The organism is Pseudomonas sp. R3-56, assembly GCF_051132075.1.
Classification (GTDB): domain Bacteria; phylum Pseudomonadota; class Gammaproteobacteria; order Pseudomonadales; family Pseudomonadaceae; genus Aquipseudomonas.
This window is the reverse complement of sequence record NZ_CP071657.1, coordinates 3,777,998-3,790,205: the sequence shown is the minus strand read 5'-3', so window position 1 is coordinate 3,790,205 and position 12,208 is coordinate 3,777,998. Positions and strand designations below refer to the sequence as shown.

The following is a 12,208-nucleotide window of genomic DNA, read 5'->3' as shown; positions in this document are numbered from 1 at the left end:
AGTGAACAGCTATAACAGCGCCTGGCAAACCAAGCTTCTTGCCGTCTTCGCGATCGTCTTCATGCTGTTTCCCTTGGCGGTGGTGATTCCGGTCTCCTTTACCAGCAAGCGTTACCTTTCGATGCCGGACGGCAACTGGTCGTTCAGGCATTACCAGGCCCTGCTCGGCGACGAGCAATGGCTGCACAGTATCGGCCAGAGCCTGCTGCTCGGGCTGTTGACCTGCGTACTGGCGACCTTGCTCGTGCTGGCGTTCAGCTTGAGCATTTGGTACATGCGCTCCAGGCTAGCGAAGGTGGGGATTGGGATCGCCATGCTCCCGATGATCATGCCTCCGGTGATCTCGGCGATGATTCTCTACTACATGGAGACGGCAGTGTCTGCCGCCCATAAAGGCCTTGGCTACGATTCGATCGCCGGGGTGACGCTGGCCCACGTCATCATGGTGTTGCCCTTCGGTGTGATCACCATGATGGTCTCGCTCGGGCAGTTGGATCGACGGATCGAGATGGCCGCCAGGAACCTGGGTGCTTCGCTATGGCAAACCATCGGTTACGTCATCCTGCCCAATCTGAAGTTTGGTATCGCGGCCACCGCGCTGCTCAGCTTCGCCCTGAGCTGGGAAGAGGTGGCCGTGACGCTGTTTATCACCAGCGTGGACGTGGTGACGCTGCCCAAGCAGATTTGGGGTGGCTTGAGGGATAACGTCAACCCCAGCGTGGCGGCGCTGTCGGTCATCCTGATCGCCATCACGCTGCTGATCCTGGTGGTCAAGAGCGTGGTTCAGGCGCGGTACGAACACGGCGTGGAAAAATGACGACGGTCGTGGTGCTCTCCAACGACGGCGCGGTCGTCGATGAGCTGCTGCAAGCGTTTTCGGCATTGTGCCTTGAGCTGCTGGCGGTCGGCGCGGATGACTCTCGTTCTGTCGAGGCGCAGATTGCCGCCTGCTGGTATCCGCCTGCAGGTTATTTGGACGGCTACCCCAACCTGCGATTGATCCATTCCGTCAGCGCCGGGGTGGAGCACCTGGGTCTGGAGCATGTCAGCAGCGGCGCCCGAGTCTGCAGGATCGCCGACGTGGATCAGCGTCAGGGGATGATTGAATACGTGCGATGGGCGGTGTTGCATCATCATCGAGGCTTCGCCAAGGTTCTGCGGCAGCAGAGCGCCGGGCGATGGCACACACCCCGCCAGGTCCCAGCCAGGAACTACTCGGTCGGTGTGATGGGGCTGGGCACGCTGGGCAGCGCCGTCGCTGCGGACCTGGCGGCGGCCGGATACGCGGTTCGAGGCTGGTCGCGGCAGCAAGGATTTGCCCAGCATACGCTGTCTTGAAGGAAGTGCCGGGCTGGTAATGTTTCTCGACGGGCTTGATTGCGTGATCAACCTGCTGCCGTTGACGTCCGAAACCCAGCATATTCTCAACCAGCGCACCCTGGGTTTGCTCGGCCATGGCGCTCTGCTGGTCAACTGCGGCCGCGGGGGCTCACATCGAATACGAGGCACTGGCCGACGCGCTGCTCAATGGAAAACTGGACAGTGCGGTACTGGATGTCTTCGAGGTAGAGCCTTTGTCCGAGAACAGCCCGCTTTGGCACTGCCCCGGCATCACGATCACCCCGCATATGGCCTCTACGGCCTCCACTGTGAGTGTCGTCCACCAAGTGGCGGCCAACGTTGCACGTCTCGCGCAGGGGCAGCCGCTGCTCAATCAGGTGGATTTGGAGAGGGGCTACTGACTGCTGCGCGGTTGATATGGCACGCCAAACTCCGCGCCAAGGGCTACACCTTCCCTGACTACAACGGCCTCGTCCTTTTCGGGAGTACAAAAGACTCCAAGTGCTTGCACTTCCGCTTTTCCTGGGCGGATAAGCAACCCTATATTTCTCTCGTTACCTATTCTGAAATTCTGTTGGATTTGCTGAGCAGGATTGAACAGCACAAGGCCTTAACGACTGCCGAAAAATGCCGGAGCTGGTTCAACCAATTGTTCCGCTATGCGCTGGTGAATATCGAGGGGCTGGAACACAACCCAGCTTCGGACCTTGATGTGGTTGCAATCCCCAAACCGCCTGTTACGCGCAGACCGACCCGCCGGGGCTTGCGCCTCAAAGTGGGATGTGCGTTGTCGACAAGACCTGGCGCAACCCCATGAACGAGCGAATCTGGCGAACCCCGGGCAAGTAAAGCAATTGCTCCGCATGGAGCCGGTTGAAGCTGTTGCTGTCCTTCGTGCGCAGCAACATGAAGTAGTCGAACTCTCCCGTCACCACATGGCACTCCATGCAGCCGGACACTTTTTGGGCGGCTGCCTCGAATGCGGCGAAGGATTCCGGTGTGGAGCGGTCCAGCACTACGCCGATCAGTACCACCATCCCCGCATCCAGCGCTTCATTGTCCAGCAGTGCGACGATGTTCTTGATCAGGCCGGCCTGCTTGAGCCGTTCGACACGCCTTAGGCAAGCAGGGGCACTCAATTTCACCTTCTCTGCAAGCGTGACATTGGAGATGGAGGCATCTCGTTGCAGGGCCTTGAGAATGGCGCGGTCGGTTCGATCCAGTGGCTGCGGCATTGGGGCTGAAACGCCCGGCTTCTTGTGAGTATTTGTTGCTTTCATATTGATTTCTACACATTAAAAGTATGTTAAGTGCCATCTGATGGAAATTATGTTTCGCCAAGCGATAAAAACTTGCAACACATATTTTTCCGATTCTTCTTAATATTGAACTCATCGAAGCCCTCCTGAAAGAGCCTTCAATGCGGCCCTTTTTCCTTTCGGTCTGGCGCTTGGATATCCAATATCAAGGAGCAGAGTCATGAACCTGAATCGTTTTGAACGTTATCCATTGACCTTCGGTCCTTCGCCCATCACGCCCTTGAAGCGCCTGAGTAAACATCTGGGGGGCAAGGTCGAGCTGTATGCCAAACGTGAAGACTGCAACAGTGGCCTGGCCTTTGGTGGGAACAAGACACGCAAGCTCGAATACCTCATTCCCGAAGCGCTCGAGCAAGGCTGCGATACGCTGGTCTCCATCGGTGGCATTCAGTCGAACCAGACCCGCCAGGTTGCCGCAGTCGCTGCCCACTTGGGCATGAAGTGCGTGTTGGTGCAGGAAAACTGGGTGAACTATTCCGATGCGGTGTATGACCGGGTAGGCAACATCGAGATGTCGCGAATCATGGGCGCTGACGTGCGGCTTGATGCAGCTGGCTTCGATATCGGCATTCGGCCAAGTTGGGAAAAGGCCATGAGCGATGTCGTGGAGCAGGGCGGCAAACCGTTTCCGATTCCGGCGGGTTGTTCCGAGCACCCTTATGGCGGCCTCGGTTTTGTCGGCTTTGCCGAAGAAGTGCGGCAGCAGGAAAAAGAACTGGGCTTCAAGTTTGACTACATCGTGGTCTGCTCGGTGACCGGCAGTACGCAGGCGGGCATGGTGGTCGGTTTCGCGGCTGACGGTCGTTCAAAAAATGTGATTGGCATTGATGCTTCGGCCAAGCCGGAACAGACCAAGGCACAGATCCTGCGCATCGCCCGCCACACCGCTGAGCTGGTGGACCTGGGACGCGAGATTACCGAGGAGGATGTGGTGCTCGATACGCGTTTCGCCTACCCGGAATATGGCTTGCCCAACGAAGGCACCTTGGAGGCCATCCGTCTGTGCGGCAGCCTTGAAGGCGTGCTGACCGATCCGGTGTACGAAGGAAAATCGATGCACGGCATGATTGAAATGGTGCGTCGTGGTGAATTCCCCGAAGGCTCGAAAGTGCTTTACGCGCACCTGGGCGGGGTGCCGGCGCTGAACGCTTACAGCTTCCTGTTTCGTAACGGCTAAGTGTGGCGCTGCTTTTGGAGTCATCTGTGGGAGCCCCTGTGGGAGCGAGCAAGCTCCCCACGGGGAATTGCGTCAGCCAGGCTCAGGAATCACACCGGGAGTACCATCATGCATGCGTTATCGCAGTCTGCAATCTGGGTGAAAGAACCCCTGGCGGATACCGGCGTTGTCATCGTGACCAGCGCAGCGTTGCCCAAGTACATGATTGACTCGTTGCACATGGCGATCGACGACTGGGACCAGGTTGCCTATCTGGTGGTCCAGCAATCCAAGGCATTCATGCTCGACTGGCTGCAGTTTGGGGCCCACTCGATAGAGCCGGTGCCGGCTAGCACCTGTCGGGCCAGCCAACTGCTGCACGGTATCTCCAAAGGTTGTTTTTTACTGGATATCGAAGACACCCCGATACCCCGTCTGACCTGGCTGGGATCAGTCTGCGGACACCCACTGCGTGTCCTCAAGCTGGGAGACGCAGCCTCCCAGGCAGCGATCGATAAACAGGTGGAAGAGATTTTATCGGTGACCCGGACACTGGTGAAAAGCGGGTTGCAGGAACGTTGTTTCAGCTAGCAGATGTCATCGCCATTCTCGCCTGAATTTATTCTCCAAATAGAAAGGCCACATCCATGAGCCGATCTGCCGACTGTCGTTCTAAAACCCTGAAGTGGATGCGTGAGCCTTCGAGCTGTACGCGCATCGTGGTCATCGTGTCCGCAATGGACAGTGATCATATTGACCTGATGCATCACGGGTTCAGCTGTTTTGACAATATCGCGCTGGTACAGGTTGAGCCTTCAGGCAGGGGGGCGCAAAGGTGCGTTGAAGTACACGTCGCGGGGTGTGATTACAGCTTTCTCGTTTGCGGTGAACTGGAAGAGTCTCTGTTAAATGATCTTTCCATTGGCAATCCGTGCATCTACCAGATAGGGCAAGGCAGCTGGGCCGAGCGCTCCGTGATTGAAGCGGTAGAGCAGGTCAAGAAACTCGCCCGATTGAGCTATTCACGCCTTGAAACGTTACCCGACATTTGCAGGATATGCCCATGAACGACCTGTCCGATATTCACGCCCAATGGCCGGGCCAGGCCACCGAAGATGCTCAAGAAATTGCTGAATGGCGGGACGCCTTGCTGTCGGTTATCGCCCATAGCGGCGCGGTTCAGGCCAAGCAGATCCTCGACATGCTGATGACTGTGGCAAGCGCCTCGGACATCGATTGGCGGCCCAGCCATGGCACGCCCTACATCAATACCATCGGTGTCGAGCGCCAGCCGGTATTTCCAGGGGACCTGGCCATCGAAGAACGGCTGGCCTCGATCATGCGCTGGAACGCGTTGGCGATGGTTGCCAGGGCCAACCACGCTTATGGCGAATTGGGCGGACATATCGCCAGTTATGCCAGCGCGGCGGACTTGTTCGAAGTGGGCTTCAATCATTTTTTCAAAGCGCGGACCGACAGCAACGGTGGCGATCTGGTGTTCTATCAACCGCATTCGGCGCCAGGGGTCTATGCCCGGGCGTTCCTCGAGGGCCGCCTGGAAGAAAAGGACCTAATGCATTATCGGCAAGAGATCGGCGCATGCGCCAAGGGCGCCCGAGGGTTGTCGAGTTACCCGCATCCTTGGCTAATGCCGGATTTCTGGCAGTTTCCGACGGGCTCCATGGGCATTGGTCCAATCAGTTCGATCTACCAGGCGCGTTTCATGCGTTACCTGGAGCACCGGGGCCTGCAAGACACCACGGGTCGAACCGTCTGGGGCGTGTTTGGCGACGGCGAAATGGATGAGCCGGAAAGCATGTCGGCGCTGACGATGGCCACCCGGGAAGGGCTGGATAATCTGGTCTGGGTGGTCAATTGCAACCTGCAACGGCTGGACGGGCCGGTTCGTGGCAATGGACGCATCATTGACGAGTTGGAGGCGTTGTTTGGTGGGGCAGGCTGGAACGTCATCAAACTGGTCTGGGGTTCCGACTGGGACAGTTTGTTTGCGCGCGATACAGATGGCGCGCTAGTCAAGGCGCTGTCCAGTACTGTCGATGGGCAGTTCCAGACGTTCGCGGCCAAAGACGGGCGCTTCAACCGGGAACATTTCTTTGGCCAGAACGAGGCATTGGCCCATCTGGTACACGGCCTGACGGATGAGCAGATCGATCGTCTGAAACGGGGCGGTCACGACATGGTGAAGATCTTCGCCGCCTATCAAAGCGCACTGCGCGAAGGCAACAAGCCCACTGTGATTCTGGCGCAGACCAAGAAAGGCTTCGGCATGGGCGATGCCGGACAGGGCAAGATGACCGTGCACCAGCAGAAGAAGCTCGACAAGGAGGCGCTGATCGCGTTCCGCAAACGTTTCAACCTGCCGCTGACCGATGAGCAGGCCGCCTCGTTGAGCTTCTTCAAGCCCGCTGAAAACAGTGCTGAAATGCGCTATCTGCATGAGCGTCGCCGTGCATTGGGCGGGTACATGCCATCGCGTCCTTCGACCGCCGAATCATTGGCGGTGCCTGACGTCAGCAGCTATGGCACGTTTGCCATTGCCGCGGATGGCAAGGAGATGTCTACCACCATGGCGTTCGTGCGAATGCTCAGTGGTTTGCTGCGGGACAAACAACTGGGCCCGCGCATCGTGCCGATCGTGGCGGATGAAGCGCGTACGTTCGGCATGGCCAGCCTGTTCAAGCAGATCGGCATTTACTCCAGCGTGGGGCAGCGATATGAGCCGGAAGACATCGGCTCGATCCTGAGCTATCGAGAAGCGCTGGACGGCCAAATTCTCGAAGAGGGCATCAGCGAGGCAGGGGCGATCAGTTCCTGGGTTGCAGCAGCGACCAGCTATTCGGTGCATGGCTTGCCGATGCTGCCGTTCTACATCTATTACTCGATGTTCGGTTTCCAGCGCATCGGCGACCTGATCTGGGCCGCAGCGGATCAACGGGCTCGCGGTTTTCTGCTCGGGGCCACCGCCGGCCGCACGACATTGGGCGGTGAAGGTCTGCAGCACCAGGACGGCAACAGTCATCTGATGGCGGCGATGGTCCCCAATTGCCGGGCTTACGATCCGGCATTCGCCTGCGAGTTCGCGGTGATCCTGGATCACGGCATGCGCCAGATGCTGGAGCGTCAGGTGGACGAGTTTTATTACGTCACCTTGATGAACGAGAACTACCCGCAGCCCAGCCTTCCTGACGGCGTCGAACAGGCGATTATCAAGGGCATGTATCGGTTCGCCGGGCATGAAGTCGAGGGTGCGCGTGGACGTGTGCAGTTGCTGGGCTCCGGCGCCATCCTGCGCGAAGTGATTGGCGCCGCCGAGTTGCTGGCCAGCGATTGGGGTGTCGACAGCCAGGTCTGGAGCGTGACCAGCTTCACCGAGTTGGCTCGTGATGCGCGCGAAGTGGAGCGCTGGAATCGACTGCATCCTGGACAACCTTCGCGCCGCAGTCATGTCCAGGTGTCGCTCAACGACTCGGCGCCGATCATTGCCTGCACCGACTACGTTCGCGCCCTGCCGCAGTTGATCGCCAGTTATCTCGACGCCCACTACACGGTACTCGGCACCGATGGATTTGGCCGCAGCGATACCCGCAGTCAGCTGCGCAGGTTCTTCGAAGTGGACCGCCACCAGATTGTCCTGAGTGCATTGACTGCATTGGTGAACACTGCGCGCCTCGATGCCAATGTATGTGCCGAGGCCATTGAACGCTACGCGATTGATGTTGACGCGGTGGCCCCTTGGGACGCTTGAAACCGGGCAATCAACAGTTATCACCGACCGCCAGAATGGTCGCCACCAACGCCAGAGCGCGAGGCACCAGCGTGTCCAGTTCCAGATATTCACGGTCGGTATGGACTTTGCCACCCACTGGCCCGAGGCCACACAGGGTCGCAATGCCCAGGCTTGCTGTGAATCCGGAGTCGGCACAACCGCCGGTGAACTCACCTTCGACGCTGAAACCCAGCGCCAGCGCTTCTTGTTGGTAGATTTGCAGCAGCCGTTCGCTGTGACAGGCTTCCATTGGTAGAAAGGTTGTCGCTTCCTTGAGGATGGCGCGGGTGCCTGCCAGTTCTTCCTCTGCGACGATGGCCTGAATTTCGGTAAAGAGTTGATCCCAGTGCTTGAGTTCGATGAAGCGCACATCCAGCCGGGCAGAGGCGCTGGGCGCGACGGTGTTGCTGGAGGTGCCACCGGCTATCAGGCCGACATTGGTCGTGATGCCTGCTGTGTAATCGGTCAAGGCATGGAGCTTGACGATCTTGCGTGCCAGGGCTTCGATGGCACTGGCGCCGTCGGCATGGTTGACCCCGGCATGCGCCGCGCGGCCGCTGACTTCGATGATCAGCGTGGCGCCGCCTTTGCGTGCGCTGACCACGTTGCCGCTGGCCCGGCCGGGTTCGGTATTGAGCACGGCACGGGCGCCACGGGCGGCTTTTTCGATATGGGTCCTGGCGCTGCCGGAGCCGATTTCTTCGTCGCCGGTGTACAGGACCTGCACCGGGTAGGGCAACTGACCGGCGCGCTTGAGTGCCCTGAGCGCGAAGCAATTGAGCACCAGGCCGCCTTTCATGTCGGCGACGCCGGGGCCATAGGCGAGGTTGGCAGCGCGGCTGTAGCCGCGCGTCGAGGTGGTGCCTTTGGGAAACACCGTGTCGCGATGGCCCAGCAACAGCACCGGCTTTCCAGATGCGCCTGGCACCTCTGCGAGTAGCACGTCGCCAAAATCATCGACCGGCATGCGCTTGAGCAGGATGCCGTCGGCTTCCAGTTCCGTCGCGAGCAGCGCGCCCACCGCGTCGACGCCCGCCTTGTCATAGCTGTTGGAGTCGGTGTCAACGATACGTTGTAGCAGCGACTCCATGGCGTGGCGCTGGCCGGCAAGCCAGTCCAGCGCCTGTTGTGGCGAGTCGCTCATTGCGCCTGCTCCCGCAACTGGTGCTCCTGAGTCAGGCGTGCCGCATCGTTGCCCAGGTCCCAGAACAGACCGGCCATGATTTGCAGGCTTTCCTTGACCACCGGCGCCAACAAGTGCTCATTCGGCGCATGTTGCGAGCAGGCCGGGTACGAGTGCGGTACCCACAAGGTCGGCAGGCCAAGCACGTCGGCGAAGACGTCGTTGGGCAGCGAGCCCCCAAGGTTTGGCAGCAGCGCAGGTTTTTTACCGGTGGTCTGTGTCAACGAGCTGAGCGCCCAATTGACCCACGGGCTTTGCGGGTCCAGCCGAGTGGCATGCATCACATCGATGCGACTTTGCTTGACCTCGACATTGCTGAAGCCATGGGCATCCAGGTGGGCACGAACCGCCGGGATAAAGGTCGTGTAGTCGCTGTTCACTACGAAGCGGATATGGCAGTGGGCATTGGCTCTACCAGGGATCGCATGCACGGGGGCATCCGGGTTGCCGGTCTTGAAGGCGATGACGTCGAGGGTGTTCCAGCCGAACACCTTTTCGCTCAGCGAGAGCTGTGGGTTACCCCAGTTGGCGTCGATTTCCGGATCGCCCGGGCCGCCGCCCACATCAATATCAGCCAGTGCCCGGCGAACCGGTTCCGGCAGTGACTCGGGCTGTAGGCCTGCCACTTTCACCCGGCCCTGTTCATCGACCATGCTGGCGATGGCATTGGCCAGAATGATGCCTGGGTTGGCCAGCAAGCCGCCCCAGTTGCCAGAGTGATGGGCGCCTTCGCGCAAATTGACCACCAGCTCGAAATTGAACACCCCGCGTGAGCCGAGAAAAATCGTCGGTCGTGATGCCGCCAGGCGCGGGCCGTCCGAGGCGATGAAGATATCTGCCGCAAGCTCTTCGCTGTGGGCGGCACAGAACGCGTTCAAGCCCGGCGAGCCTTCTTCTTCGCCCATTTCCAGCAGCAGCTTGACGTTAAAACCCAGCTTGCCGTCGCGAGCCTTGAGCGTTTGCTCCAGCGCGGTCAGGTTGATCAAGTGCTGGCCTTTGTTGTCCGCCGTGCCGCGGCCGTACCAGCGATCACCTTCGACAGTGACTTGCCACGGGGACAGGCCTTCACGCCATTGCGCTTCATAGCCGCGCACCACATCACCATGGCCGTAGCTGAGTACGGTCGGCAGTTCCGGATGTTCGATGCGTGTGGCGATCATGAAGGGGCCACGCTCTGCCACCGGGTTGTCATAGATCTTGACGCTGAAGCCCATTGCCTCGACATGCGGGGTGATGAAGTCATTGAGGTAGCGATACAACTCGGGCTGGCTGTCCGATGCCTGGCTTTCGGTGTGCAAGGCGACGCTGCGTTCGAGCAGGTTTAAAAAAGCGCCGTTGTCGAATTGCGCGGTGGTGTTGCTGATGGCCAATGAACGACTCATGAGTGGACAAGCTCCAGTGTTTGGGCGGGACTGTCGTGAAGGTGGCAACGCACGTTGCCGCCGATAATGGAATCATTGGCCGGGTAGGCCGTTTTGCAGGGTGCGAAGCAGCTCGGGCAGCGCGGGTGAAACGCGCAACCGGACGGCGGTGACATCGGATTGGGAAAGGTGCCGTGCAGGCCGATGTCGGGAATGCCCAGACGCGGATCGGGGGTGAGCACCGAGTCCAGCAAGGCGCGGGTATAAGGGTGGCCGGGTTCGGCAAACAACGCTTCGCGCGTACGTTCTTCGACGATGCGCCCCAGGTACATCACCGCGACCCGGTCGGCGAGGTGTTCGATGACCGCGAGGTTGTGGCTGATCAGCAGATAGGTCAGGCCGAATTCGCGCTTGAGGTCTTGCAGCAGGTTGAGGATCTGCGCCTGCACCGACACATCCAGTGCCGAGGTGGGCTCGTCGCAGATCAACACATCGGGGCGCATGATCAGCGCGCGTGCGATCGAGACGCGCTGGCGTTGTCCGCCGGACAACTGGCTCGGGTAGCTGTCGATCACCCGCTTGGGCAGACCGACCACATCGAGCATCGTTTCGGTCTTCTTGCGCCGCTCGGCGGGGCTGCCGATGTCATGCACGATCAGCGGCAGGGTAATGATTTCGCGCAGCGTCTTGCGTGGGTTCAGCGAAGAATACGGGTCCTGGAATATCGGCTGGATGTGCCGGGACATTGTCTTGCGATCCGTCGCCGCCAGATGTTTACCATTGACCAGCACATCGCCGCTGGTAGGCGGCAACAGGCCGAGCAGCAGCTTTGCCAGGGTACTTTTTCCGCAACCGGACTCACCCACCAGGCCGAGGGTCTCGCCCCGCATCAGCCGCAGGGAAACGCCATCCACGGCCTTCAGGGTGGCGGCGGGTTTGAAAAAGCCCTGGTTGATCCGAAACTCGCGACGGATGTCGCACAGCTCCAAAGCGATGTCTTTTTTCATGACCGTGCACGCTCCTGAAGGCGAATCGGTGCCGGGGCTGGTGCGGCGAACAGACAGCGCGCCATGTGTCCGTCCTGCTCGACTTCGGGGATGTCTTGCGCGCAGGCCGGTATCGCCTGACCGCAACGATTGCGGAACGCACACCCTTGCTGTTCGCCTACCAGGCTTGGCACCAGACCTGGAATCGAACCCAGCGCCGCCCCCGGTTTGGTCTGGCCCGGGATCGGGATACTGGCCAGCAGACCACGTGTGTACGGATGCTGCGGGTTCTCGAACAGCTGCAAGGCAGGGGCGGTTTCGACGATTTCCCCGGCGTACATCACGGCGACCCGATCGGCGATTCGCGCCACCAGTCCCAGGTCGTGGGTGATGAAGATCACCGCCAGGCCGAGCTCTTTCTGAATGTCGCGAATCAGGTGCAGGATCTGCGCTTGAATGGTCACGTCCAATGCAGTGGTGGGCTCATCGGCAATGATCAGGTCCGGTTCGCACATCAGCGCCATGGCAATGATCACCCGCTGGCGCAAACCGCCAGACAGTTGATGCGGGTACTGGCGCAAGCGCTCGGTGGCATTGCTGATGCCGACTTTCTCCAGCATCTGCCCGGCGCGCAACAGGGCTTCCTTGCGCGACACCTTGCGATGCCGGGTCAGCACTTCGCTGAGTTGATCGCCAATGCTGTAGGCCGGATTCAGCGAGGTCATCGGTTCCTGGAAGATCATCGCCAGGCGGTTGCCGCGCAGGTCGCACATGTGCCGTTCGCTCTGGCCGATCATGTCGATGCCGTCCAGCATCAGCCGCGACGCCGTGCGCTTGGCCTTGCGTGGCAACAGGTCCATCAGCGCCAGCGACGTCAAGGATTTACCGCAGCCGGATTCGCCGACGATGCACAACATTTCACCGCGCTCGACTTCAAAGGTCAGACCGCGCACCGCATGCAGCATGTCATCCGGCGTCGGGCGGTTGCCCATGGGGATATCCACGCGCAGGTTTTCTACATGGAGTAGTGCCATGTTCGGTACCTTCTATAGTTACGGCATCTATCAGTTACGGC

The 12,208-nt window shown here is 59.8% G+C and carries 10 protein-coding genes and 2 pseudogenes; 7 read left to right on the top strand and 5 right to left on the bottom strand.

The annotated features are described in order from the left end of the window. Position 1: 1 nt before the first annotated feature. The 3 genes and pseudogenes from J3P96_RS16980 to J3P96_RS16970 all read left to right on the top strand — a co-directional run. Positions 2-817 carry an ABC transporter permease gene (locus J3P96_RS16980; protein WP_434652477.1) on the top strand — a complete coding sequence of 272 codons (816 nt, stop codon included), beginning with the start codon at positions 2-4 and terminating at the stop codon, positions 815-817. Further along, positions 814-1,742: pseudogene (locus J3P96_RS16975) on the top strand (NAD(P)-dependent oxidoreductase). Before J3P96_RS16980 ends, J3P96_RS16975 begins: the two are co-directional and overlap by 4 nt. 170 nt (positions 1,743-1,912) lie before the next feature. Beyond that, positions 1,913-2,101 (top strand): annotated as a pseudogene (locus J3P96_RS16970) (phage integrase central domain-containing protein); the annotation flags it as partial. Positions 2,102-2,111: 10 nt separating this feature from the next. Here the strand turns inward: J3P96_RS16970 and J3P96_RS16965 are convergent. Further along, the gene (locus tag J3P96_RS16965; protein ID WP_434559473.1) at positions 2,112-2,621 is read right to left on the bottom strand and encodes an Lrp/AsnC family transcriptional regulator; all 510 of its coding nucleotides are present in this window, start codon (positions 2,619-2,621) and stop codon (positions 2,112-2,114) included. A 199-nt stretch (positions 2,622-2,820) separates the two neighbouring features. Between J3P96_RS16965 and J3P96_RS16960 the strand changes: the two genes are divergently transcribed. The 4 genes from J3P96_RS16960 (at position 2,821) to mdeB (ending at position 7,582) form a co-directional block, all read left to right on the top strand. Then, a complete protein-coding gene (locus tag J3P96_RS16960) occupies positions 2,821-3,837 on the top strand; it encodes a 1-aminocyclopropane-1-carboxylate deaminase (RefSeq protein ID WP_434559471.1) in 1,017 nt (338 codons plus the stop codon). A 108-nt stretch (positions 3,838-3,945) separates the two neighbouring features. After that, positions 3,946-4,407, top strand: coding sequence for a transketolase (locus tag J3P96_RS16955; RefSeq protein ID WP_434559469.1), 462 nt, complete (start codon positions 3,946-3,948; stop codon positions 4,405-4,407). Positions 4,408-4,463: 56 nt separating this feature from the next. After that, entirely contained in the window at positions 4,464-4,883 is a 420-nt protein-coding gene (locus J3P96_RS16950; RefSeq protein ID WP_434559467.1) for a hypothetical protein, read from the top strand. Next, positions 4,874-7,582, top strand: a complete 2,709-nt coding sequence (gene mdeB / locus J3P96_RS16945; RefSeq protein ID WP_434559465.1) for an alpha-ketoglutarate dehydrogenase — start codon at positions 4,874-4,876, stop codon at positions 7,580-7,582. The genes J3P96_RS16950 and mdeB overlap by 10 nt, the downstream gene beginning before the upstream one ends. Before the next feature lie 10 nt (positions 7,583-7,592). Here mdeB and J3P96_RS16940 read toward each other — a convergent pair whose 3' ends face one another. From J3P96_RS16940 to J3P96_RS16925, 4 genes are read right to left on the bottom strand one after another with little or no spacing between them, the layout of a single operon-like run. Next, a complete protein-coding gene (locus J3P96_RS16940; protein WP_434559463.1) occupies positions 7,593-8,747 on the bottom strand; it encodes a M20 family metallopeptidase in 1,155 nt (384 codons plus the stop codon). After that, on the bottom strand, positions 8,744-10,168 hold the full coding sequence (locus J3P96_RS16935; protein ID WP_434559461.1) for a M20 family metallopeptidase: 1,425 nt from the start codon (positions 10,166-10,168) through the stop codon (positions 8,744-8,746). Before J3P96_RS16935 ends, J3P96_RS16940 begins: the two co-directional genes overlap by 4 nt. After that, a complete protein-coding gene (locus tag J3P96_RS16930) occupies positions 10,165-11,154 on the bottom strand; it encodes an ABC transporter ATP-binding protein (RefSeq protein WP_434559459.1) in 990 nt (329 codons plus the stop codon). Before J3P96_RS16930 ends, J3P96_RS16935 begins: the two co-directional genes overlap by 4 nt. Further along, positions 11,151-12,167: an ABC transporter ATP-binding protein gene (locus J3P96_RS16925; protein ID WP_434559457.1), complete on the bottom strand. Its 1,017-nt coding sequence runs from the start codon at positions 12,165-12,167 to the stop codon at positions 11,151-11,153. The genes J3P96_RS16930 and J3P96_RS16925 overlap by 4 nt, the downstream gene beginning before the upstream one ends. Positions 12,168-12,208: the final 41 nt, after the last annotated feature.